Raw genomic sequence first — 22,615 nt, 5'->3', positions numbered from 1 at the left:
TGATGCGCATCCTGCGAGTCCCACGGTGACGGCGCCCCGGCCGCCGTCACCGTCAGATAGAACAGGTCGATCAGTTCGCCTCAAGCCTTCGTGTCGCAATGACCAGTCCCGCGCAAACCATCGCCAGCGCAACGAGCACCGTCATCGGCGCAAGCCGCTGCGACAGCAGCGACTCGATGAGCGCGGCGGTCACCGGACCCAGGGCCTGGAAGGCCGTGACCTTGCTGGCAGCCAGCCTGCCCAACGCCCACAACCAGCAAAAATAGCCCACCCCGCTCGATAGGCCAATGAACACGACGTTGGCCCATTGAAGCCGATTCAGCGAGGGAAGCAGCGGCTGCGAGGTGAGGACGCAGAAACCCAGCAGGAACACCACCGCGGAAACCATCGCGAGCCGGCAGGTCGCAAGCGCCGGATAGCGGCGCAGATAGGGGCCGTACAGGATGCTCGTCACGGCCCCGACGATCGTGGCGGACACCAGCGCCACCATCCCCCAGCCGATGTGCGCCACGCCCGCCGCAGACGCGGAAGGCGACAGCAGCAGATACGCAACGCCAGCCACCGCCGTGCACACGCCAACCAGGCCTCGGCCGCTGTATGGCTCCTTGCCGGTTATCACCGCAAGACACATCGTCACGAGCGGCATCGTGGCAAACACCAGCGCGCACACGGTTGCCGACACCGTCAACAGCGCATGGTTGAGCAACAGCACCAGCACGGCGAACTGGAAAACGCCCAGCGTGGCGATGGCAACCGCATCCTTGGCCGAGAAGGTCGTGCGTACGGCCGGGCCCAACGGCAACAGCAGGACCGCCGCACCGATCAGATAGCGCAGGAATGCAAGTGTTGCGGGCGAGACGGCGCTGGACACCACGCTTGTGGAAACCATCGCCGCGCCCACGAGCATCCCCACGGTCGCAGCGGCGGCGATTGCGGTGCGCATGGCAGCTCAGCCGCGCGGGTATCAGGCCGTGGGTTTGACGCGGGTGAACTGCTGCTCGGTGACGATGCTGCCCCACTGATGGCCATCTTCCTCATGCACGAGCTTGAATCCCACGGACTCATAGAGCTTGCGCGCCGCGTCCAGGCCCTTGAAGGTCCAGAGCTGGCACGCGGAGAAACCGAACCGGTCACAGAAGTCCAGCGCCGCCTCGATCAGCTTTCGGCCGGTTCCGCTGCCTCGGCATCCGTCATCCAGGATGAACCAGCGCAGGTGCGCCTGGCGATTGCCCAGGTCTTGCCCGTCTATGGCGATGGAACCGACAATCCGGTCGTTCTGAATCGCCGTCCACACCCCATTGCATGGCTCGCCCAGCCGCCCCGCAAACTCGGCCATCCCCGTGGCCACCTGGCTTTCGAAGAACTGGCCAAAGCCCGAGTGCCGCGAATAAAAGGCCGCATGCATCTCGGCCACGCGTCCCACCAGACCGGGCCGATAGCCGGGCACAATCTGCACGGTATCGCGGGCCGCGGCGGATTGCGCGCCGCGGCTGGCCTTGAGCGCCCTGGCGTATTCCGACAACCCTTGCGCGACCGCCTGCTGTTGCGAGGGATTCAAGTGCGCCATTGCCGAGGTGACCTGATTGCGGCCGTACGCATGGATTCTCTTGACCAACGCCTTGCCTTGGCCGGTCAGCGTCAATTGCTTCAGACGCGCATCCTCTGCGCTTGCCGATTCGGCGATGTCCCCGGCCGCGATCAGTTTGGAAAGCATGCGGCTCACGCTGGATTTCTCCAGGCCAAGCGCAGAGACCAGATGGGCCGCCGCCACCCCGCCTTGAGCATCGATTTCCAGCAACGCGTGCACGGCCGAGGCGGAATAGGCAGTGCCCGCCAGCGTCGGCCGCATGAAGCCCAGTTCGCGCACGATGGTGCGCGATGCGGACCGGATTTCGTCGATTGATTTGGCGGGCATCTGCATGGCGCATCCGTTAAGTTGTGCTGCACAACCATAATGTTGCTCACTACAACCAACCTGTCAAGCCGCGAGCCACGCCGGGATTACCCGTAATAACAAAAATCTCTCAATTCGGCGGGCATTTGTGATTACTGACGGCCCAACCCTGCGTGCTAATTTTCCCTTCGGTCGAGAGACCGTTTCATAACACCCAAGGGGAATCACACCATGCAAGCCGTGGGAAAAGCATGCCGCAGGGCAGGGTTGGTTTCGTCCATTCGCCGCACGTTTCTGAAGTCGATGGCGCCGGCGCTGATCGCCGGCGTGGCCCTCGCCGTGTCCGCCGCGCCGGTGCAGGCCGCGGACTTTCCGGGCGACAAGCCCATCAGCCTGGTCGTGCCGTTTCCGGCTGGCGGCGGCACCGACTTCATCGGCCGCCTGCTCGCCGCGGAGATGAGCAAGGCACTCAAGGGCACCATCGTGGTCGAGAACAAGGGCGGCGCCAACAGCAACATCGGCACCGCCTATGTGACGCAGGCGCGGCCCGACGGCCACACGCTGCTGGTATCGGGCGTGGGCATCGCCACCAACCAGGGGCTCTACAGCAAGCTGCCTTATAAGCTCGATCAGCTCGACCAGATTGCGATCCTTGCCTTTGGCTCTGACGTGCTCGTGACCGCGCCGGGTTTTCCGGCCAAGACGCTGGCCGAGTTCGTCGATCTGGTGCACAAGGCGCCTGGCAAGTACTCCTACGCGTCGTCGGGCAACGGGACCACCGGTCATCTGGGCATGGAAATGCTCAAACAGCGCGCCAAGCTGGACATCATGCACGTGCCGTACAACGGCGGCTCGGCCGCGATCAACGATGTGCTGGCGGGCCGCGTCGACGTGCTGTTCGTCAATCAGGACACCGCGCTGCCGCACGTACGCGCCGGCAAGCTGCGCGCGCTGGCCATTGGCAGCCCGCAACGCAATCCCACTTATCCCGACACGCCCACCGTGGCCGAGAGCGGCTACCCGGGCTTTTCTTCCGAGTACTGGTTTGGCCTGTCCGCCCCGGCCGGCCTGCCCGCGCCGGTATTCCAGAAACTGTTCGACGCCACGCGCACCGCCATGCAGTCGCCCGCCATCCAGGAGAAGCTGGGCGCGGTCGGCCTGGTGATTCCGCAGCTCACCGACCCCAAGCAGTTCGTGACGCTGGTGGATGCCGAAGTCCAGAAGTGGGGCGAGGTCGTGCGGGTGTCGGGCGCGCGGATCGACTGAATCCGACGCCGCGCCGTACGCGATGGCATCAAACCGTCCGGGGCCGCGCAAGCGGCCCCTTTGTCATGCCTATGCCTTGCGGACAGGCGTGGGGTCGGCCTCGATGGGCGCCAGGAAGTTCAGGCGCGTGAGCGTGTCGCGCGTAATGTCCACGATGGAATCGATGTGCGCGCCGTGCGAGGCCGTCAGATACGAGATGTAGAAGCGCGCCGGCGGGATCGGCGGATCGGCGGGCAAGGCGCGCAACACGCCCATGGTCAGCATGTCCTGCAGGAGCGGCACGGGCAGAATGCCGATCGCGTGGCCGGCCGCGATCAGGCGCGAGATCAGCGCCAGCGAGTTGGTGGTGCTGGGGCCTGACATGTCCACCCCGCCCGAGGCCAGCCAATTCTCGACCACGGTGTACAGCGTCGAGGGCGGCGAGTGCGTGGCGATGTGATGGCCGCGCGCGTGTTCCGCGCGAAAGGGATCGGCCGTGATGTGCAGCGTGGGCGAAGCGACCCAGTGAAACGTCATCCAGCCGATGAACACGTCGGTGATGGTGTCGCCCGTGGCCGGGTTGGTCAGCAGCGCCATGTCCAGCTCGCCCGCGTTGAGCTTGCTGTTCAGCACCGAGCCCACGTCCACCGTCATCTCCAACGCCAGCGTGGGATAGTGCTCCTTGAGCTGCGCGATCACCGCAGTCAGGCCCACGTTGGCCGAGCACTCGTCCGCGCCCAGGCGCAGTTTGCCGCCCAGGCTGCGATCCTTGCCAAAGTGTTCCAGCTGCCGCGTGCTGTGCAACGCGCTTTCGGCATGTCGCAACGCCGACTGGCCCACGTCGGTCAGCGTCACGCGCTGGCGCGAGCGGTCAAAGAGCTGCACCTCCAGCGCGCCTTCAAGTTCGCGCAGGCGGGCCGACACCGCCGGCTGCGTCACGTGCAGATGGCGCGCGGCCGCGTGGATACTGCCCAGCTTGGCGGTCCAGTAGAAGGCCTCAAGCTGGCTTAGGGTTATCCGCATGATAAGAACTCTTTTTCAAACTGCGCCGAAACTTTGATTATTGGCCCGGAAAGCCCGCGTGATACCTTTTTTTCACCGGCTTTCAGAGCCTTTTTCATTGTAGTGAAGACGACGCGATGTATCTGATTCATCCCCTGCCCGAGGCCTTGCCCCCCGAGGATCTGGCGCTGTTGCTCAAGGCCGAGCCGGCCACCATCGGCCATTTCCAGACCACCGGTTTCATGCGCGGCGACATCCGCGCGCACCAGCAGGACGTGCGCATTGCCGGGCCCGCCGTGACGGTGCGCATGCCCGGCAACGACGGCGGCATCCTGCACCACGCGATGGGCTGCGTGCGCCCCGGCGACGTGCTGGTGATCGACCGGGCCGGCGAGGCGGTGACGGCGGCCTTCGGCGGCGCGATGGCCTACGCCGCCAAAGAGGCCGGCGTGGCCGGCATCATCGTGGACGGCCTGGTGACCGATCTGGGCGAACTGCGCCAGCACGGCATGCCGGTATGGTCGCGGGGGCCTTCGCCCATCACCACGCGCCTGCTGGGCATCGAGGGCGAGTTCTGCGGCACGATCCACTGCGGCGGCATCGCGGTGCAGCCCGGCGCGGCCGTGCTGGCCGACGAGAACGGCGTGCTGGTGCTGGACCGCCGCGCCGTGCGCGCCGCCGCACAGCAGGCCATCGACTTTCAGACACAGGAACAGACCACGCTGGCGCGCCTGCGCGCCGGCGAGAAATTCCCCGACATCGTGGGCTCGCGTGCGCTGATCGAACGCGCCATCGCGGCGGGCCAAGGAGCACACGCATGAGCATCGACCTCACCATCACCGACCTCGCGCCGCGCCTGCGCCGCCGCGAGCTTCGCGCCGAAACGCTGGTGAGCGACTACCTGGCCCGCATCGCGGCGCTGGACGGCTGGCTGCATGCCTATGTCGCCGTGTACGCCGACGAGGCGCTGGCGGCCGCGCGCGCCGCCGACCTGCAGCTGGACCAGGGCATCTGGCTGGGCCCGCTGCACGGCGTGCCGATCGCGTTGAAAGACCTGATCGACATCGCCGGCCGGCCCACCACCATCGGCTCGCCGATCCACGCCGACACCCTTGCCGCAAGCACGGCCGAGCTGGTGCAGCAGTTGCAGCGCGCCGGCGCCATCATCCTGGGCAAGACCCACATGGTGCAATTCGCCATGGGCGCCTGGGGCCCGAATCAGCACATGGGCACGCCGCGCAATCCTTGGGATGACCGCGTGCACCGCATCCCCGGCGGATCGAGCAGCGGCTCGGCGGTCGCGGTGGCGGGGCGTCTGGCGCCGGCGGCCGTCGGCACCGATACCGGCGGGTCGGTGCGCGTGCCCGCCAGCTACTGCGGCATCACCGGCCTGAAGCCGACCGTTGGCCGTATCTCGTCGCAGGGCGTCGTCACGCTTAGCCAGACCCTGGACAGCGTCGGCGTGTTTGCGCACAGCGCGGCCGACGCACGCCTGTTGTTCGACGTGCTGGCGCCCGCCACGCCCGGCGAGTGGCGCGAGCCGCTCGACGCCTCCCGCTTCGGCATCGCCGGCGCAACGCTGGGCCGTCTGCCCGACGCGTTCCTGGCCGACGTGACGCCGGCGGTTCGCCAAGCCTACGAGGCGTCCATCGCGCTCTTTCACAGCCTGGGCGCGCAGATCGTCGAGATCACGCCGCCCGCCACGCTGGCCGAATTCAAGGCCGTGACCGGCGACATCATGATGACGGAAGGCGTGGCCTCGTTCGAGCGCGAGATGACCGACCTGGACCTGCCCGTCGACGACTCGGTACGTCCGCGCATGCTGGTCGGGCTGGAAGTCTCTGCGGTGCGCTACCTGGCCGCGCTGCGCGAACGCGACCGCCTGCAGGCCGCAATGCAAGCGCGGCTAGAGGGCGTGGCCGGACTGCTCACACCCACCACGCTCACGACCGCGCTGCCGCTTGACGAGGTGGATCACGGCAACGCGCCGGTGCAATACACGCGTATCGGCAACCTGTTGCAGATGTGCGGCGTCTCGGTGCCTAACGGCCGCGACGACGCGGGCCTGCCCACCGGCCTGCAGATTCTTTGCCCGGGCGGCGAAGACCGGCTGGCGTTGTACCTGGCCGAAGTCTTCCAGCGTCATTCCGATTGGCATCGCGTGCGCGCCAACCCGCGCACGCCAGCGCACGCGGCATAACCCGATGCCGTGGCGGGGCACGCGCGGCGCGTGTGCCCATACACAACAGGGGGGAAACATGAAACGAAGCATCCTGATGGCGCTACTGGCGTCCGCCGTGACCGCGCTCGCAGTTGCCGGACCCGCGAGCGCGCAGACCGCCGCGTTGCCCGAAACCCACTTCGCGGTGGTCGGCGGCGGCAGCCACAACTACACCTTCGGCGCGGTCGAAAAGCCGTTCTGGGAAAAGACCCTGCCCGAGGCCTCCGGCGGCCGGGTCACGGCCGAGCTGATCGGCCTGTCCGAGAGCGGCCTGAAAGGACCCGAGATCGTGCGCCTGATGCGCGCCGGCGCGCTGGACGTGGGCATGGGCGTGTTCGCCTTCGTGAGCGGCGACGACCCGACCTTCGAAGGCGTGGACCTGCCGGGCATGGCCACCGACTTTGCCACCGCGCGCAAGATGGTCGCCGCCTACCGGCCGGTGCTGGAGCAGCGCATGCTCAAGCGCCACGGCGTGCGGCTGCTGGCCACCGTGCCGTACACGGCCCAGGTGTTCTTCTGCCGCACGCCGGTCAATAGCCTGGCCGACCTGAAGGGCCGCAAGGTGCGCACGCGCGGCAGCAACATGGCCGAATACGTGCGCGCGCTGGGCGCCTCGCCGGTAACCATTGCGTTTGCCGAGGTGATTCCCGCCCTGCAAACCGGCGTGGTCGATTGCGCGGTGACCGGCATCGGCTCGGGCAACGCGGCCAAGTGGTACGACGTGGCCAAGAACCTCTACCTGCTGCCGATCGACTGGTCCATCGGCTTTTACGCCATTGCCGAACGCCGCTGGCAGAAGCTCGATCCCGCCGTGCAGCAGTTCATGCTCAAGGAAGCGCAGGTGCTCGAAGAACGCCTGTGGGACGAGACTGGCCGCGAGGGGGACTACGCGCTGGCCTGCAACACCGGACAGGGCGAATGCCGCATCCACAGCCAGGCCGACATGCAGGCGACCGCGCCCACCGAGGCCGAGCGCGCCACCCTGCGCGACGTGGCCACCGACATGGCAAGCCGCTGGGCCAAGCGTTGCGGCGACGAATGCGCCGCCAACTGGAGCGCCTCCGTCGGCCAGGCGCTGGGCGTCACGCTGCGCTGAACATCAAGGAACTCACATGACGACAGAAACGCATGGTTCGCTACGCCTGCTTGATCGCGTGGCCCGCATCGGCGCCTGGATAGGCGGTCTGGGGCTGCTGCTCGTGTCCTGGCTCATCGTGGCCGACCTCGCCGCGCGCAAATTTGCCGGCGTCTCGCTTGGCGGCGCCGACGAGCTGGCCGGGTACACCCTGGCCGTGGCGAGCGCCTGGGCCTTTCCCATCACCTTGCTGCGCCGCTCGCACATCCGGGTCGACGTGGTCTACACCCACCTGCCCGCCAAGACGCGCGTCGTGCTGGACCTGTTCGCGCTGGCATGCCTGGGCGTATTCGTGGGCACGCTGACCTGGCACGCCTGGTTCGTGCTGGCCGACTCCATCGCCTTCCAGTCGGTGTCCAACACGCCGCTGCAGGTGCCGCAATGGATCCCGCAGTCGCTCTGGTTTGCCGGCTATGCCTTCTTCCTCCTCACCATCGTGGTCCTGGGCGCCTGCGCGCTGGGCCGCGTGATGCGCGGCCGCTGGCAGGCGGTCAATGCGCTGATCGGCATCCACTCGGTGGAAGAGGGCATCGAAGAAGAAACCGCCGACGCGCCCGTTCCGGCGCGCACGCAACCCCAGGAGTGAGCCATGTTGATAATGACGATTTCCATGCTGCTCGGCCTCTTGGCGCTGAGCGTGACCGCCGCCGCCACGGTAGGCCTGTTGGGCATGAGCCTGGCCGGCGTCTATTCGCCGCTGAAACTGACCAACGCCATCGGTGAACTGGCCTGGGGCACCAGCGCCGAATTCCTGCTGGTCGCCATTCCGCTCTACGTCCTGATGGGCGAGCTGCTGGTGCATTCGGGCGTGGCAGGGCGCATGTATGGCGCCGTGTCCAAGTGGGTGTCGTGGCTGCCGGGCGGGCTGATGAACGCCAACATCGGCGCCTCCGCCATGTTCTCGGCCACCAGCGGCTCAAGCGTGGCCACCGCCGCCACCATCGCCACGCTGGCCCTGCCCGAGCAGCGCAAGTCGGGCTACAACGCGCCGCTGTTCCTGGGCTCGATTGCCGCGGGCGGCACGCTCGGCATCCTGATCCCGCCGTCGATCAACATGATCGTGTACGCGTTGATCGCCAACGTGTCGGTGCCCAAGCTCTACCTGGCCGCCACCTTGCCCAGCATTCTGCTCACCACGCTTTTTATCGTACTGATCGTCGGCCTGTGCCTGTGGCGGCCAAGCCTGGCCGGCAAGCGCCCGACGGTAAGCTGGGCTGAACGCATCGCGGCGCTGCCGCATCTGGTCCCGCCGCTCGCCATCTTCGCGCTCGTCATCGGCGTGATCTATGGCGGCATCGCCACCGCCAGCGAATCAGCCGCGCTCGGCGTGGTGGCCGCCACCCTGTTGTGCGCCTACAAGCGCGTGCTGACGTGGGAGATGCTGGGCCGCGCCTTCGAGGCCACGCTGCGCACCACGGGCATGATCATCCTGATCACGCTGGCCGCGTTCTTCCTGAACTTCGTGCTGTCCTCCATCGGCCTGACGACCTTGCTGGTCAATGCCGTGACCAGCCTGGACCTGCCGCCGCTGGGCATGATGCTGGCCATCATCCTCTTCTACCTCCTGCTCGGCTGCTTCATGGACACGCTCGCCATGCTGGTCACCACCGCGCCGCTCACCGTGCCCATCGTCATGGCGCTGGGTTACGACCCGGTGTGGTTCGGCGTGATGCTGATCGTGCTGTGCGAAATGGGCCAGCTCACGCCGCCCTTCGGCATGAATCTGTTCGTGGTGCACAGCGTGCGCGGCCAGGGCAAGTTCATGGACGTGGTGGTGGGCGTGCTGCCGTTTCTTGCCATGCTGTTGCTGATGATCGTGCTGCTGCTGGCCGTGCCGCAACTGGCGCTGTGGTTGCCGGGGCAAATGTCGACGCTGTGAGGAGCGGGGCGTGGCAAGGCCAGCCCCGGCTTGCCTTGCCGTCCGTATTCAGTGACTGATCATCCAAGGCCGGGCGCCAGCGAAGGTCTTGCCTCCGTCTGCGGTCTGGCGCGTCCTGCCCGCGGCTTTTGCGACGGCGCAACAACTGCACCCCATGCCGTGGCCGCCCCGCGTGCTGCGGGGTTCATGGGCGGCGCGTTCGTTGGCGGCGCGGGCGCGGTGCATTGCCGAGGACAGCGCCGAGACCGCGGGTGCGCCGCTGACGAAGCGCTCGCAGGAGACGCCGCAATCGGGGCAGGACGCAAGGTCACGCCATTGCGATAACGGCCTCAGATCCGAGAACTCGCCGCAGTCCTGGCAACGATAGTCATAGAGCGGCATGCGAACTCCTTAAAGGTCTTCGGCGATGGGCATGTCCATGCCACGCTTGATCTGCGGCACGTCGCCCAGCGCGTTGGGCTGGATGTCGATATCGAAGATCTCGGTCGGCAGCCACAACGTCGCGCACGCATTGGGAATGTCCACCACGCCGCTGATGTGGCCCTGCACCGGCGCCGTGCCCAGTATCGAATACGCCTGCGCGCCCGAATAGCCAAACTTCTTCAGATATTCAATGGCGTTCAGGCAGGCCTGGCGATAGGCGATGTGCACGTCCAGATAGTGCTGCTTGCCGCCTTCGTCGACCGAAATGCCTTCGAAGATCAGGTAGTCCTTGTAGTTGGGCGTGATGGGGCTGGGTTTGAAGATGGGGTTGCGAATGCCGTACTTGGCCATGCCGCCCTTGATGAGCGACACCCGCATGTGCACCCAGCCCGCCATTTCGATGGCGCCGCAGAAGGTGATCTCGCCATCGCCCTGCGAGAAGTGCAGATCGCCCACCGACAGGCCGCCACCTTTGACGTAGACCGGAAAGAACACCCGGGATCCGCGCGACAGGTCCTTGATATCGCAATTGCCGCCGTGCTCGCGCGGCGGCACGGTGCGCGCGCCGGTGGCGGCGGCACGATCCCGCTCGGCGCCCTTGAGCTTGCCCATGTGCGCCGTCTTGGGCGCGGGGGGATTGGCCAGCGGCGGCACGCGATCGGGATCGCTGTCTATCAGCTTCTGTTCGCGCTCATTCCACTTGTCCAGCAGCGCCTGATCCGGCAGGCAGCCAATCAGGCCCGGGTGGATGAGGCCAGCGAAGCGCACGCCAGGAATATGGCGCGAGGTCGTGAACATGCCTTCAAAATCCCAGATCGACTTTTGCGCCGACGGGAAGTGTTCGGTCAGGAAGCCCCCGCCATTGTTCTTGCTGAAAAAGCCATTGAATCCCCACAGGCTTTCCTCTTTGGCGCCGATATCCAGCAAGTCCACCACCAGCAGGTCCCCGGGCTCGGCGCCTTCGACGCCGACCGGGCCAGACAGAAAGTGCACCGTGGACAGGTCCACGTCGCGCACATCGGAGGCATCGTCATCGTTCTTGATCGCGCCGCCGGTCCAGTCGTAGGTTTCGAGCACGAAATCGTCGCCCGGCCGGACCCACGTCGCCATGGGGATATCGGGATGCCAGCGATTGTGCACGCCTTCGTTTTCGTAGGGGGATTGGGCGAGGTCGACCTTGATCAGGGTTTCAGGCATGTCATGCTCCTTTTGGATGGACAACGGCTTCAGACAGACAGGTATTTGCTGATCGTCTTTTCGTCCACGCGCCCGCGCGGGTCTTCGTGCACGAAGCGGCCCTTGTCGATCACGATGAGCCGGTCGGCGATCTGCATGGTGAAACTCAAGACTTGTTCGGACACCACAATGGCCAGACTGCGCAATTTGCGGATCTCCAGCAGACTGCGGGCGATGTCCTTGATGATGGACGGCTGTATGCCCTCGGTGGGCTCGTCCAGCAGCAGCACGCGAGGGTTGGTGACCAGGGCGCGCGCGATGGCAAGCTGCTGTTGCTGCCCGCCTGACAGATCGCCGCCCCGCCGGCCGCGCATTTCGTGCAACACCGGAAACAGCGCGTAGATGTCCTCGGGAATGGTGTTGCGCAATGCCCGCCCGCGCATGCCGGTACGGATGTTTTCCTCGACAGTGAGCGTCGGGAAGATCATGCGGCCTTGCGGCACGTAGGCCACGCCGCTGCGCACGCGCTGATGGCTCTCCAGGCGTTCGAGCGCCTTGCCATCGAGCGAGATCGAGCCCTGCATGGTGGGCAGCATCCCCATCATGGTCTTGAATAGCGTGGTCTTGCCCATGCCGTTTCGCCCCATCACGGCGACGATTTCACCGGGGGCCACGGCCAGGTCGACACCGTGGATGACTTTGCTTTGCCCATAGCCCGACACCAGGCCAGCGATATTGAACATATTGCCTCCTGGCCTTAGTGGCCGAGATAGACTTCAACCACGCGCGGATCGGATTGCACCTTGTCCATGCTGCCCTCGGCCAGCACACGGCCCTGGTGCAGCACCGTGACCTTGTGCGCGATGTTCTTGACGAACTCCATGTCATGCTCGATCACGATGAGCGATCGATTCCGGCTGATTCGATTGAGCAATTCGGCCGTGCGTTCGCGCTCGGACACGCTCATGCCGGCCACGGGTTCGTCCAGCATCATCAGCTCGGGCTCCTGCATCAGCAGCATGCCGATCTCCAGCCATTGCTTCTGGCCGTGCGACAGCAGCTCCGCCGATCGGTCGAGCTGGTCGGCAAGAAATATCTCTTCGGCCACCTGTTCCACGCGCTCGATCACGGCCGCGGTGCGCCTGAAGGTCAGCGCACCCAGCACGCTGCGCCCGGCCGGAAACGAGACTTCCAGGTTTTCCCGGACGGACAGGGTTTCATAGATGGAGGGCGTCTGGAATTTGCGGCCCACGCCGGCGCGCACGATTTCGTACTCGGCCAGACCGGTCAGCTCGGTATCCTTGAATCGGATCGAGCCCGCGGTCGCCTTGGTGCGGCCGCAGATCAGGTCCAGCAGCGTGGTCTTGCCGGCGCCATTGGGGCCGATGACCACGCGCAGCTCTCCTTGATCGACGTACAGGTTCAGGTCGTTGACGGCGACAAAGCCGTTGAACGACACGGTCAGGCCTTCGATATACAACGCGAATTCTGACGGGTTCATGCTGCCTCCGCGGCGCCATCCGCCTGCTGGCGCGATGCTTTACGCGCCAGGCGCTTCTGGGTGTATTGGTGATACAGACCGGCCAGTCCGTTGGGAAACGCCATCACGACCGCAATGAACAGCCCGCCCATCAGGAACAGCCAGAGCTGCGGGAAACTCTCGGAGAAATAGCTCTTGCCGAAGTTGACCAGCAGCGTGCCGTAGACCGCGCCCAACAACGACAGCCGGCCGCCGACCGCGGCAAAGATGACCATTTCAATGGATGGCACGATCCCCACGAAGGAAGGCGACATGAAGCCGACCTGCAAGGTGAACATGGCGCCGCCGATCGCCGAGAACACGGCGGCCACGCAGAACACGAAGACCTTGAAGCTGGCGACGTCATAGCCGGAGAAGCGCACGCGTTCCTCTTTGTCGCGCATGGCCATCAGCAGCTTGCCCAGTTTGGACGACAGCAGGTATCGGCCGAACAGGATGCACGCGAAGAGCAGCACGCCGTTGATGAAGTACAGCACCAGCCGGGCGCTGTCCGTGCGGATATCCCAGCCCAGCAACGTCTTCAGATCGGTGATGCCATTGACACCGCCCGTCCAGCCTTGCTGGCCGATGATGAGCACCGACAGGATCAGCGCCACGGCCTGCGTCACGATGGCGAAATAGGTGTCGCCCACGCGGCGCTTGAACATGGCCGCGCCCAGAATCAACGCCAGCAGGCAGGGCAGCACCGGCACTGCCATCACGGTGAACCAGAAGCTCTTGAAGGGCACCCAGAACCAGGGCAGCGACGTCAGCTGGTTCCAATCCATGAAGTCCGGGATACCGGGCGTGGACTGGATCTTGGTGGCCTCCGGTGTCGAGGCTTCCAGCTTCAGAAACATCGCCATGCAATACCCGCCCAGCCCGAAGAACACCCCCTGGCCCAGGCTCAGGATGCCGCCATAGCCCCAGCACAGCACCAGGCCCAGCGCCACAAAGGCATAAGACAGGTACTTGCCGATCAGGTTGAGCCGGAAGACGTCCAGGGCCAGCGGAAACACCACGAACAGCAGCAGCGCCAGAATGGCCAGCCCTGCAAGCCCTTCGCGCCCGCCGATCACGTTGTGAAAGAATTTCTGCATGATGCGCCCCCTACCTGCGTACCTTGATGCTGAACAGGCCTTGCGGGCGCAGCATCAGAATGATCACGATGGCCGACAGCGTCAGCACTTTGGCCATCGAACCGGTCATGAAGAACTCCGAGATCGATTGCGTCTGCGCGATGACGAAGGCCGAAGCGATGGTGCCGAACAAGCTGGCCGCGCCGCCAAACACCACCGTCAGGAACGTATCGACGATGTAGAGCGAGCCGCTGGTCGGGCCGGTGGAACCGATGGTCGTGAACGCGGCGCCGGCAATCCCGGCAATCCCGCAACCCAGCGAGAACGTCACGCGGTCCACGCGCTTCGTATCGATGCCCACCGCGCCGCTCATGGCGCGGTTCTGCACCGTGGCGCGCACGTGCAGGCCCCAGGTCGACCGGAACAACGCGAGAAGCAGCGCGCCGGTCAGCACGATGCTGATCGACATGACGAACAGGCCATTGATCGGGATGTCCACGCCGTCCAGCGGCTGCCAGGAGCCCATCAGCCAATCGGGCAGCGTGGGGCTGACTTCACGCGGACCGAACAGCGAACGCAGGGTCTGCTGCAGCACCAGCGACAAGCCCCAGGTCGCCAGCAGCGTGTCCAGCGGCCTGCGGTACAGATGACGGATCATCAGCCACTCGGTCAGCCAGCCCAGGCTGAAGGTCACCGCAAAGGCCAGCAGAATGGCGACAAAGAAGTAGGCCGGCATCAGGCCCGGCGCGTACTGCTGGACCAGTTCGGAACAGAGATAGGTGCAATAGGCGCCCACCGCCAGGAACTCGCCATGGGCCATGTTGATGACGCCCATCTGGCCAAAGATGATCGCCAGGCCCAAGGCCATCAGCAACAGCACGCTGAAGACCGATAAACCATTAAAGCCCTGCATCAGCAGGATGGCCCCAAGATCGGAGAAGGATTCCATGGATGGCTCCCGGCAGTGGTAAGGGCGTCGCGCGCGGCGCCCGGATCGACGTGATTACTGATAACCCTTGGGGAAGGGATCGGGCTTGATGAGCTCCGGGGTCTCGAAGATCACGTCGAACTGGCCGTCCTTGCGAATCTGGCCGATGCGGGTCTTGCTCCACAGGTGGTGGTTGGGGTCGATCTTGACGTAGCCTTCGGGCGCTTCCTTGAATTCCAGGCCGGCCGACGCGGCGACCACCTTGTCGACATCGAAGCTGCCCGCCTTCTCCACCGCCATCTTCCACAGCCAGGGTCCCAAATAGGCCGCCTGGGTCACATCGCCGATCACGGCGTCGGCGCCATACCTGGCCTTGAAGGCTTCGACGAACTTCTTGTTGTTGGCGTTGTCCAGGCTCTGGAAGTACTTCATGCAGGACCAGAAGCCCTCGGCGTTTTCACCGCCAATGCCCAGCAATTCATCCTCGGTCACCGAGATGGTCAGGAGCTTTTGCTTGCCGCTCGTGACGCCCGCCGCCTTGAGCTGTTTGTAGAACGACACATTGCTGCCGCCCACCACCACGGCGAACACCACGTCGGGCTTTTTCAGCTTGATCTTGTTGATCAGCGAGCCGAACTGCGTGTGGCCCAGCGGGTAGTATTCCTCGCCGACCACTTCGCCCTTGAGCACGTTCTCGATGTGCTTGCGGGCGATCTTGTTGGACGTGCGCGGCCAGATGTAGTCGGAGCCGATCAGGTAGAAGGAGCGCGCCTTCTTCTCGCGCGCCAGCCAGTCCAGGCTGGACAGGATCTGCTGCGTGGCCTCCTGGCCGGTATAGAAGACGTTCTTGGACTGCTCCAGGCCTTCATAGAAGGTCGGGTAGTAGAGCAGGCCGTTTTCTTTCTCGAACACCGGCAGGACCGCCTTGCGCGACGCCGAGGTCCAGCAGCCGAACACCGTGGCGACCTTGTCGCTGACCAGCAGCTTGCGGGCCTTTTCGGCAAACGTCGGCCAGTCCGAGGCGCCGTCTTCCTGGATGATCTTGATCTTGCGGCCCAGGATGCCGCCCATGGCGTTGATCTGCTCGATGGCCAGGCGCTCGGATTGAATCGACCCCGTCTCGCTGATGGCCATGGTGCCGGTCGCCGAGTGCAATTGGCCTACCGTGACTTCGGTGTCGGTAATGGCCAGGCCGGTGGTGTTGATGGCCGAGGTGGCCGGCGCAGCGGCCCGCGACAGCGCCGGTATGCCCAGCAGCGGCAGGGAGGCAAAAGCCAGGGCCAGGCGCCGGCGCGAGGGCAGCTCCGGGGCATTATCAAAAGGGGTTTTGCCAGACATCGATGACTCCTCAATGGATCACGACCAGGGAAACCGAGCATGCGCGGCACATGCCGCAGCCCGGAGGGTGAAGGCATACTAGGAGCCTATGACGCACTGCAACATACGTTGATTGACGTAGAGCCACCGCCGCCCCCCGGGCGTTACAACGGCACCTACGTTCAATGACGTATCCCCACCTTCCGCGGAGCCCGATTTGTCTGCCAGCGCGCCCCAACGCATCGTCAAGATCCGTCGCGACTACAACACCTGGGTCGCCAATGAGACGCTGGAAGACTATGCGCTGCGTTTCACCCCCGTGTCGTTTCGCAAGTGGTCCGAATTACGGGTCGCCAATACCGCGCTGGGCGCCGTGTCGTTCCTGGCGCTGGAAGCCATCGGCGGCGCGCTGGCGCTGAACTACGGCTTCGTCAATGCGTTCTGGGCCATCATCGCCGTGGCGATCGTCACCTTTCTGACCGGGTTGCCGATCGCCTACTACGCGGCGCGCCATGGTCTGGACATGGATCTGCTGACGCGAGGGGCCGGCTTTGGCTACATCGGCTCGACGATTACCTCGCTGATCTACGCCTCATTCACCTTCATCTTTTTCGCGCTGGAAGCGGCCATCATGGCGCTGGCCATCGAGCTGGCGACCGGCCTGCCGCTATCCATCGGCTACCTCTTGTGCGCCGTCGTCATCCTGCCCATGGTGGCTTATGGCATTACCTTCATCAGCCGGCTGCAATCCTGGACGCAGCCGATCTGGCTGGTGCTGCTGCTCTTGCCCTATGCGTTCATCGCCTGGCGCGATCCCGGAACATTGCAGGAATTCCTGCGGTTTCCGGGCTACGACGGCCGGGGCGGCAATTTCAATCTGCTGATGTTTGGTTCGGCCGTTGCGGTGGCCGCCTCGCTGGTCACGCAGATCGGCGAGCAAGTCGACTTTCTGCGCTTTCTGCCCGAACGCACGGCCGCCAACCGCACGCGCTGGTGGCTCGCCCTTGTCTGCGCGGGCCCGGGCTGGATCGTGCCCGGCGCGGCCAAGATCCTGGGCGGGGCCTTTCTGGCCTGGCTGGCCCTGTCCCTGGGCACGCCGCCCGACAAGGCGGGCGACCCCACGCATATGTATCTGGCGGCCTATACCTATGTCGTCAGCCATCCGGGCCTGGCGCTGGCCCTGGTAACGGCCTTCGTGGTGATCTCGCAGGTCAAGATCAATGTGACCAATGCGTATGCCGGCTCGCTGGCCTGGTCCAACTTCTTTGCCCGCATCACGCATAGCCATCCAGGGCGGGTGGTGTGGCTGGTGTTCAACGTGCTGATCTCGGTGGTCCTGATGGAGATGGGCGTGTTCGGCGCGCTGGAGCATGTGCTGGCAGTGTTCTCGCACGTCGCGCTGGCCTGGATAGGGGCGCTGGTGGCCGATCTGGTGATCAACAAGCCGCTGGGGCTGTCGCCGGCCCGGATCGAATTCCGCCGCGCCTATCTGTATGACATCAATCCGGTAGGCGTGGGCAGCATGCTGATCGCCATGACACTGGGCCTGCTGGCCTTTGCCGGCGTGTTCCCGGGCACGGCGGGCGCGCTGGCGCAGGCCTTGTCGCCGTTCGTCGCCTTGCTGGCCGCCTTTGTCTGCGCACCGGTCATCGCCTGGCGCACGCGGGGCCGCTACAACCTCGCGCGCACGCCGGTCGATGTCGCGGGTTCCGATCATGTCTGCGTGATCTGCGCCAACCGTTTCGAACAGCCGGACATGGCGCATTGCCCGGCCTACAACGGGTCCATCTGTTCCTTGTGCTGCACGCTGGACGCCCGCTGCCAGGATCGCTGCAAACAGCAGGGACGCTTGAAGGATCAGGTGCAGGCGGTCCTCACCCGGCTCTTGCCAGCACGGGTCACGCCGCTGCTGCATAGCCGCCTGGGCCACTACCTCCTGATCGTAGCGGGAATGGGCACGCTGCTGGCCGGCATTCTGGGCTTGATCTACTACCAGGAGGTCGCCAGTCACCTGCGAGGCGGGCTGGATCCCTCGGGGTTGCGGCCAACCTTCCTGAAGTTGTATGCCGCCTTGCTGCTGATCGGCGGCATCGCCGCCTGGTGGCTGGTGCTGGCCCATGAAAGCCGGCGCGTGGCGCAAGAGGAATCAGATCGCCAGACCCATCTGCTGCTGCGCGAGATCCAGGCGCACAAGCAGACCGACGCCCAGTTGCAACAGGCCAAGGAGGCGGCTGAAAGCGCCAATCTGGCTAAAAGCCGTTTCATGGGCGGGATGAGCCACGAGCTGCGCGCGCCATTGAACAGCATTCTGGGTTACGCACAGATTCTGCAGCGCGACCCGGGCTTGCCACCGGCGCGCCGCGAGGCGATCGACGTGATTCATCGCAGCGGCAAGCATTTGATCGGTCTCATCGACGGTCTGCTGGACATCGCACGCATCGAGGCGGGCCGGCTAAGGCTCGAGAACAGCGAGCTGCGCCTGCCCGAGTTTCTGGAGCAGATCGTGCAGATGTTCAGGCCGCAAAGCACGCTCAAGGGACTGGCCTTCTGCTATGAAGCGGCCGAACTTCCCGCCATCGTGCATATCGACGAAAAGCGGCTGCGGCAGATTCTGATCAACCTGTTGAGCAACGCGCTGAAGTTCACCTCGGCGGGTCAGGTGTCGATGCGCGTCAAGTCGGCCGCGGATATGGTGTTGTTCGAAGTGGAGGACACCGGCCGAGGCATACCGGCCGAGGATCTCGAACGGATCTTTCTGCCCTTCGAGCGCAGCTGGGCGGGGGTCGAACAGGCCGATTCCGGCACGGGCCTGGGGCTGACCATCTGCCGCATGCTGACCGGCATCATGGGCGGCGAGCTGACAGTGCGCAGCGTCGTCGGCCGCGGCAGTGTGTTCACGCTCAAACTGTTCCTGCCGGAAGTGCGCTCGCCGCGCAGCGACGCCCGGCCGTCCGGGCTGGTGGTGGGCTACCGCGGCGAGCGCCTGCGGATCCTGACGGTGGATGACCAGCCCTCGCAGCGGCGCCTGGTTCGCGACCTGCTCGAGCCGCTGGGCTTTGAGGTTCACGAAGCGCCGCATGGCGCCGCGTGCCTTGCCTGCGTGCACACGTTGCGGCCTGCGCTGATCCTGATGGACGTCTCGATGCCAGACATGACCGGATGGGACGTTGTGCGGCGCCTGCGCGATGAAGGCGTGGCCGTCCCTATCGTGATGCTGTCGGCCAATATCCTGGGGCTGGACCCGAAAGACCCGGCGCAGAGCGGGCACAACGCCTTCATTGCCAAGCCGGTGATGGTCGAGGACTTGCTGAACCATCTGGGCCGTTTGCTCAAGCTGGACTGGCAAGTGGCGCCGGTCGAAGCGGCGCTGCCGGCGGGTGACCTGCATCGGGTGGCGCTGGAACGCGAGGATGCGGAGGCGCTGCTGGAACTGGGGGCCATGGGCTACATCAAGGGTATCCAGGCCAAGCTGGAAGAAATACGGGGCCGCCGCGCCGAAACGCGCGAATTGACGGCGCATCTGCGGGCGCTGGCAGGCGAGTTTCAACTGAGTGAATTCAATCAGGTGCTTAAACACCATGTGCAGCGTCACCATGCCCACGCCCGATAAAAACCTCGTCATGCTGGTCGATGACGCGCCAGACAATCTGAAAATGCTGTCCACCGCACTGGATGCGGCGGGCTATCAGGTGCTGGTGGCAATCGATGGCCAGTCGGCGATCGAGCGGGTGGATTTCGTGGTGCCGGATATCGTGCTGCTCGATGCGGTGATGCCGGGCATGGACGGCTTCGAGACCTGCGCCCGCTTGAAAGCGCACCCCGCGGCGGGAGACGTGCCCGTGGTGTTCATGACGGGCCTGACCGAGCCCGAGCACGTGTTGAAGGCGTTTCGCGTCGGCGGCGTCGACTATGTGACCAAGCCGCTGGACCCGGACGTGGTGGTGGCCCGGCTGCGAACGCATCTGCGCAATGCGCGCAGCCTGTCGGCTGCCTTTGACGCGATCGATGCGGCCGCTCGCGCCGTGGTGGCGCTGGATGCGAGCGGGCAGCCGATCTGGAAGACGGGCAAGGCGCGGATCTGGTTGACGGCCTACTTTGGCTGCGCCGAGGATGCGTCAGAGCTGCCCGCGCCCCTGGCGGATTGGGTGGCGCGCAACCTGACGGCCGGCCCGGCGGCCGAGCCCTTGGTGCTGGTCAGCACGCGAGGGCGCCTGACCTTGAGCCTGTCGGCATCACGGCGCAGCGGCGAAACGCTGCTGCTGTTGCAGGAAACGGCGCCGTTGGCCACGGCCTACGGCCTGACGCCGCGAGAGGCCGATGTGCTGCGCTGGCTGGCCAAGGGAAAAACGAATCGGGACATCGCCGAGATACTGGGCATGTCGCCACGAACGGTGAATAAACACCTGGAACACATCTACATCAAACTGGGCGTGGAAACGCGCGCGGCGGCGGCTGCGCTGGCGGTGCGCCAGGGAGAAGCGTTCTGACGCGCTCGGCGTCGCCGTGTCGCCCGGCACTTCGACGGCGACGCGCAAGACCCGGCGCCCAAGCAAATCAAGCCTGAGAAACCGGCCCCGCAATATCGCCCTTGAGCAGCTCCGCCAACCGGGTCAGACCGTGCGTCAAACGCGTCCGGTCAATCGCCCCGCCCAACGACACACGCAGCGCCAAGGGGCTGGACGCCCCCGTGGAAAATGACGCCGAGTCAGTCACACTCACCCCCTGCGCCAGCGCCGTCTGCTTCAGCCGGTAGCAGTCGATATGACGCGGCAATTCAAGCCAGAGGTGCAGCCCATTCGGGTCGGCATCAATCTTGCCCGGCAGGATCGACGCCGCGACGGCTTGGCGATGCTGCAGCTCGCTCCTGACCTGCGCCAGCCATTGAACGGCAGCGCCCGACTCGATCAACGTCGTCGCCATCTCTGTCATCCAGGGCGTGGGCATCAGCGCCAGAGAACGCAGGGCATCCAGCACCGGACTCAACGGCTCGCCGCCAGGCACGACAAGATAAGCGGTTCGAAGGCCGGGCGCGATGCATTTGGACAGCGTCGACACGTAATACACCGGCGCCGAAGACGTGTTGGCCGCCAGAGAAAACATCGTGCTGGGCGCATGCTCGGCCAACAGCCAGTACGGATCATCTTCAATGACCGGCAGCGCATGTCTGGCCGCGACGCGCAGCAATGCCGTTCGACGTTCCGTGGACAGCGTGATCGCTGTCGGGTTCTGGATCGTCGGATTCAAATACAGCATGGCGGGACGATGCCGTTCGCACACGCGTTCGAGGTCGGCGGGGTCCATGCCGAATTCATCTGACTTCACGCCAACGGCCGAGCGCTGGAGCAGGCGGGCCGCGGCCAGAAAGCCCGGGTAGGTCAATGCATCGCACGCAATGGCGTCGCCCGATTGGCTCTTGGACAGCAGCAGCGCCGCGATCGCGGTTTGCGCGCCCGGGCAGACCACGATCCGCTCGATGTCCGTGTCGCCCGTCATCGGCCGCAGCCACGTCGCGGCTACCGCACGATGCCGGTTGGCGCCGGCGCCCACGTGATAACTCATCAGATCCATTGCGCTTGCGGCCGCCTGGGTGGCGACGCTGCCTTGCGCAAGCAGGTCTGCAAACGCTGCACTGCCAAGCAATGGCGGGATGTTCATGCCCAGATCGATCGTCCCGCCCGCCTCCAATCCCGAATAGGACACGTACGTCCCGCCCGCTCCCTGCGCTTCCAGGATCCCCTTCTGGCGCACTTCCGTGTACGCGCGCGTGACGGTCGTCAGGTCGACGCCCAAGGTCTGCGCCAGTTCGCGCTGCGGGGGCAGCCGGTCGCCGGGCCGAAGGACACCGTCCTCCACCGCTGTCTCGATTTGCGTGGCGATCTGCTGGTACCGGGAACCCGAGCCCGCGGTCAGGGGCCGCACCCACGACGTGTTGGCTTTTTTCAGGCGACGCGAGAGAGCCATGGTTTTTCTTTATGTATGGGTTTTCTGCCGCTTCCGGCGAGAGGGAATGCAGTCGGGGCCGGACGATTCAACTTCTTGTATGGATTTTGGCGGTAGAATTTGCGAACTTGTATGGATTATAGCGCTCGCGCTGCGCGCTCCTGGCCTTGTTGGGCATCGCCGGGGAGTCCACGAAGCTGCCGAAGGCAGCATTTTGAGGCAATGATGAATTTCTGGATCCCCGTCGTCTTCGGTACGTTCAAGCTCGCCATATTGGGCGTGTGCATGTTCCTCGCGATCAAGTCTCATCGCGAAGGCGCCAGAAAGGAGCGGGAGAAAAAGGAGCTGGAACGCCTTGAAAGTCTCAAGGCGCTGGCGCCGGAACGTTGATCGGATCAGCGTGGGACTGCCTGTCCGTCCCACGCAAAGACGGATGAAGCCCAGGGCTGCATCCAAGCAAGAAAGAATGCGGCTCGCGTGAGCCGCATCCGATAACAAGACAATTACGACAGCTGCGGCGCCACGAAGTGGGACACCTTCGGCGGTGCGTCGCCGATGTGGAAACCGCGCGCTTCGGCTTGCTGGTCCGCGTCGGCGTGGGTCACACGCTCATGCTGGCGCAGGTGCTCCAGCCACGAGGTCACGAGGAAGTATTCCTGGTAGCGGCCCGGCTGCGCCGCGTCCTCGAAGATCCCCCAGGCGTAGGCCCCATCGCGGCGGCGCTCGGCGCCGACGTGCTGCATGGCCTGCACGAAGTCGGCGCCTTGCGCCGGGTCGATCAGGTATTCGACCGTGATCATGACCGGGCCACGATCATGCGACACCTCTTGATCGATTAGCGGCTCGGGCCAGTGCAT

At 65.1% G+C, this 22,615-nt stretch carries 21 protein-coding genes; 9 read left to right on the top strand and 12 right to left on the bottom strand.

Annotated features, from left to right (window positions below; all coding sequences use genetic code 11):
• Positions 1-70: 70 nt before the first annotated feature.
• Complete coding sequence (locus ASD87_RS10115; RefSeq protein WP_056320675.1) at positions 71-943, bottom strand: DMT family transporter; 873 nt, start codon at positions 941-943, stop codon at positions 71-73.
• Positions 944-964: 21 nt separating this feature from the next.
• Positions 965-1,921, bottom strand: a complete 957-nt coding sequence (locus ASD87_RS10110) for a helix-turn-helix domain-containing GNAT family N-acetyltransferase (RefSeq protein WP_156403408.1) — start codon at positions 1,919-1,921, stop codon at positions 965-967.
• A 204-nt stretch (positions 1,922-2,125) separates the two neighbouring features.
• Between ASD87_RS10110 and ASD87_RS10105 the strand changes: the two genes are divergently transcribed.
• Complete coding sequence (locus ASD87_RS10105) at positions 2,126-3,160, top strand: tripartite tricarboxylate transporter substrate binding protein (RefSeq protein ID WP_056320672.1); 1,035 nt, start codon at positions 2,126-2,128, stop codon at positions 3,158-3,160.
• A gap of 69 nt (positions 3,161-3,229) precedes the next feature.
• Here the strand turns inward: ASD87_RS10105 and ASD87_RS10100 are convergent, their stop codons facing one another.
• Positions 3,230-4,162 (bottom strand): LysR family transcriptional regulator, encoded by a 933-nt coding sequence (locus tag ASD87_RS10100; protein ID WP_056320668.1) that lies wholly within the window; start codon positions 4,160-4,162, stop codon positions 3,230-3,232.
• Between the two features lie 116 nt (positions 4,163-4,278).
• Here ASD87_RS10100 and ASD87_RS10095 point away from each other — a divergent pair, with 116 nt between their 5' ends.
• From ASD87_RS10095 to ASD87_RS10075, 5 genes are read left to right on the top strand one after another with little or no spacing between them, the layout of a single operon-like run.
• On the top strand, positions 4,279-4,962 hold the full coding sequence (locus tag ASD87_RS10095) for an RraA family protein (protein WP_056320665.1): 684 nt from the start codon (positions 4,279-4,281) through the stop codon (positions 4,960-4,962).
• Positions 4,959-6,341, top strand: coding sequence for an amidase (locus ASD87_RS10090; RefSeq protein WP_056320662.1), 1,383 nt, complete (start codon positions 4,959-4,961; stop codon positions 6,339-6,341). Before ASD87_RS10095 ends, ASD87_RS10090 begins: the two co-directional genes overlap by 4 nt.
• Positions 6,342-6,399: 58 nt before the next feature.
• Positions 6,400-7,458, top strand: a complete 1,059-nt coding sequence (locus ASD87_RS10085; RefSeq protein WP_056320661.1) for a TRAP transporter substrate-binding protein — start codon at positions 6,400-6,402, stop codon at positions 7,456-7,458.
• Between the two features lie 16 nt (positions 7,459-7,474).
• Positions 7,475-8,083 (top strand): TRAP transporter small permease subunit, encoded by a 609-nt coding sequence (locus ASD87_RS10080; protein ID WP_056320658.1) that lies wholly within the window; start codon positions 7,475-7,477, stop codon positions 8,081-8,083.
• A gap of 3 nt (positions 8,084-8,086) precedes the next feature.
• On the top strand, positions 8,087-9,376 hold the full coding sequence (locus ASD87_RS10075) for a TRAP transporter large permease (protein ID WP_056320656.1): 1,290 nt from the start codon (positions 8,087-8,089) through the stop codon (positions 9,374-9,376).
• A 48-nt stretch (positions 9,377-9,424) separates the two neighbouring features.
• Here ASD87_RS10075 and ASD87_RS10070 read toward each other — a convergent pair whose 3' ends face one another.
• From ASD87_RS10070 to urtA, 7 genes are read right to left on the bottom strand one after another with little or no spacing between them, the layout of a single operon-like run.
• Positions 9,425-9,757: a zinc ribbon domain-containing protein gene (locus ASD87_RS10070; protein WP_056320653.1), complete on the bottom strand. Its 333-nt coding sequence runs from the start codon at positions 9,755-9,757 to the stop codon at positions 9,425-9,427.
• A 9-nt stretch (positions 9,758-9,766) separates the two neighbouring features.
• The gene (gene fmdA, locus ASD87_RS10065) at positions 9,767-10,996 is read right to left on the bottom strand and encodes a formamidase (protein WP_056320650.1); all 1,230 of its coding nucleotides are present in this window, start codon (positions 10,994-10,996) and stop codon (positions 9,767-9,769) included.
• 29 nt (positions 10,997-11,025) lie between these two features.
• Positions 11,026-11,718, bottom strand: coding sequence for an urea ABC transporter ATP-binding subunit UrtE (gene urtE, locus ASD87_RS10060; protein ID WP_056320648.1), 693 nt, complete (start codon positions 11,716-11,718; stop codon positions 11,026-11,028).
• A 14-nt stretch (positions 11,719-11,732) separates the two neighbouring features.
• The gene (gene urtD / locus ASD87_RS10055) at positions 11,733-12,476 is read right to left on the bottom strand and encodes an urea ABC transporter ATP-binding protein UrtD (RefSeq protein ID WP_056320646.1); all 744 of its coding nucleotides are present in this window, start codon (positions 12,474-12,476) and stop codon (positions 11,733-11,735) included.
• Complete coding sequence (gene urtC, locus ASD87_RS10050; protein ID WP_056320642.1) at positions 12,473-13,594, bottom strand: urea ABC transporter permease subunit UrtC; 1,122 nt, start codon at positions 13,592-13,594, stop codon at positions 12,473-12,475. The genes urtD and urtC overlap by 4 nt, the downstream gene beginning before the upstream one ends.
• Before the next feature lie 10 nt (positions 13,595-13,604).
• Positions 13,605-14,522 (bottom strand): urea ABC transporter permease subunit UrtB, encoded by a 918-nt coding sequence (gene urtB / locus ASD87_RS10045; RefSeq protein ID WP_056320639.1) that lies wholly within the window; start codon positions 14,520-14,522, stop codon positions 13,605-13,607.
• A 54-nt stretch (positions 14,523-14,576) separates the two neighbouring features.
• Positions 14,577-15,839 (bottom strand): urea ABC transporter substrate-binding protein, encoded by a 1,263-nt coding sequence (gene urtA, locus ASD87_RS10040; RefSeq protein WP_056320636.1) that lies wholly within the window; start codon positions 15,837-15,839, stop codon positions 14,577-14,579.
• Between the two features lie 196 nt (positions 15,840-16,035).
• Here urtA and ASD87_RS10035 point away from each other — a divergent pair, with 196 nt between their 5' ends.
• Both ASD87_RS10035 and ASD87_RS10030 read left to right on the top strand, forming a co-directional pair.
• Positions 16,036-19,428 carry an ATP-binding protein gene (locus ASD87_RS10035; RefSeq protein WP_056320633.1) on the top strand — a complete coding sequence of 1,131 codons (3,393 nt, stop codon included), beginning with the start codon at positions 16,036-16,038 and terminating at the stop codon, positions 19,426-19,428.
• The gene (locus tag ASD87_RS10030) at positions 19,412-20,305 is read left to right on the top strand and encodes a response regulator transcription factor (protein ID WP_235512682.1); all 894 of its coding nucleotides are present in this window, start codon (positions 19,412-19,414) and stop codon (positions 20,303-20,305) included. Before ASD87_RS10035 ends, ASD87_RS10030 begins: the two co-directional genes overlap by 17 nt.
• Positions 20,306-20,372: 67 nt before the next feature.
• Here ASD87_RS10030 and ASD87_RS10025 read toward each other — a convergent pair whose 3' ends face one another.
• Entirely contained in the window at positions 20,373-21,737 is a 1,365-nt protein-coding gene (locus ASD87_RS10025; protein ID WP_235512680.1) for a PLP-dependent aminotransferase family protein, read from the bottom strand.
• Positions 21,738-21,980: 243 nt separating this feature from the next.
• Between ASD87_RS10025 and ASD87_RS26885 the strand changes: the two genes are divergently transcribed.
• Positions 21,981-22,148 (top strand): hypothetical protein, encoded by a 168-nt coding sequence (locus ASD87_RS26885; protein WP_155721921.1) that lies wholly within the window; start codon positions 21,981-21,983, stop codon positions 22,146-22,148.
• Between the two features lie 113 nt (positions 22,149-22,261).
• On the opposite strand, the gene ASD87_RS10020 is transcribed toward ASD87_RS26885, so the two are convergent.
• Positions 22,262-22,615, bottom strand: a 354-nt coding sequence (locus ASD87_RS10020) for an MFS transporter (RefSeq protein WP_056320625.1), incomplete at its 5' end; no start/stop codon positions are given.

The sequence above is a fragment of the Achromobacter sp. Root170 genome, assembly GCF_001428165.1.
Lineage (GTDB): Bacteria > Pseudomonadota > Gammaproteobacteria > Burkholderiales > Burkholderiaceae_B > Achromobacter > Achromobacter mucicolens.
The sequence above is the reverse complement of the archived record's forward strand: the minus strand, read 5'-3'. Positions and strand labels throughout refer to the sequence as shown.

Excerpts from the sequence above, each read along its gene's own strand:
- ASD87_RS10115 (WP_056320675.1), bottom strand. The coding sequence starts at position 943 with ATGCGCACCGCAATCGCCGCCGCTGCGACCGTGGGGATGCTCGTGGGC.
- ASD87_RS10110 (WP_156403408.1), bottom strand. The coding sequence starts at position 1,921 with ATGCAGATGCCCGCCAAATCAATCGACGAAATCCGGTCCGCATCGCGC.
- ASD87_RS10105 (WP_056320672.1), top strand. The coding sequence starts at position 2,126 with ATGCAAGCCGTGGGAAAAGCATGCCGCAGGGCAGGGTTGGTTTCGTCC.
- ASD87_RS10100 (WP_056320668.1), bottom strand. The coding sequence starts at position 4,162 with ATGCGGATAACCCTAAGCCAGCTTGAGGCCTTCTACTGGACCGCCAAG.
- ASD87_RS10095 (WP_056320665.1), top strand. The coding sequence starts at position 4,279 with ATGTATCTGATTCATCCCCTGCCCGAGGCCTTGCCCCCCGAGGATCTG.
- ASD87_RS10090 (WP_056320662.1), top strand. The coding sequence starts at position 4,959 with ATGAGCATCGACCTCACCATCACCGACCTCGCGCCGCGCCTGCGCCGC.
- ASD87_RS10085 (WP_056320661.1), top strand. The coding sequence starts at position 6,400 with ATGAAACGAAGCATCCTGATGGCGCTACTGGCGTCCGCCGTGACCGCG.
- ASD87_RS10080 (WP_056320658.1), top strand. The coding sequence starts at position 7,475 with ATGACGACAGAAACGCATGGTTCGCTACGCCTGCTTGATCGCGTGGCC.
- ASD87_RS10075 (WP_056320656.1), top strand. The coding sequence starts at position 8,087 with ATGTTGATAATGACGATTTCCATGCTGCTCGGCCTCTTGGCGCTGAGC.
- ASD87_RS10070 (WP_056320653.1), bottom strand. The coding sequence starts at position 9,757 with ATGCCGCTCTATGACTATCGTTGCCAGGACTGCGGCGAGTTCTCGGAT.
- fmdA (WP_056320650.1), bottom strand. The coding sequence starts at position 10,996 with ATGCCTGAAACCCTGATCAAGGTCGACCTCGCCCAATCCCCCTACGAA.
- urtE (WP_056320648.1), bottom strand. The coding sequence starts at position 11,718 with ATGTTCAATATCGCTGGCCTGGTGTCGGGCTATGGGCAAAGCAAAGTC.
- urtD (WP_056320646.1), bottom strand. The coding sequence starts at position 12,476 with ATGAACCCGTCAGAATTCGCGTTGTATATCGAAGGCCTGACCGTGTCG.
- urtC (WP_056320642.1), bottom strand. The coding sequence starts at position 13,594 with ATGCAGAAATTCTTTCACAACGTGATCGGCGGGCGCGAAGGGCTTGCA.
- urtB (WP_056320639.1), bottom strand. The coding sequence starts at position 14,522 with ATGGAATCCTTCTCCGATCTTGGGGCCATCCTGCTGATGCAGGGCTTT.
- urtA (WP_056320636.1), bottom strand. The coding sequence starts at position 15,839 with ATGTCTGGCAAAACCCCTTTTGATAATGCCCCGGAGCTGCCCTCGCGC.
- ASD87_RS10030 (WP_235512682.1), top strand. The coding sequence starts at position 19,412 with ATGCCCACGCCCGATAAAAACCTCGTCATGCTGGTCGATGACGCGCCA.
- ASD87_RS26885 (WP_155721921.1), top strand. The coding sequence starts at position 21,981 with ATGATGAATTTCTGGATCCCCGTCGTCTTCGGTACGTTCAAGCTCGCC.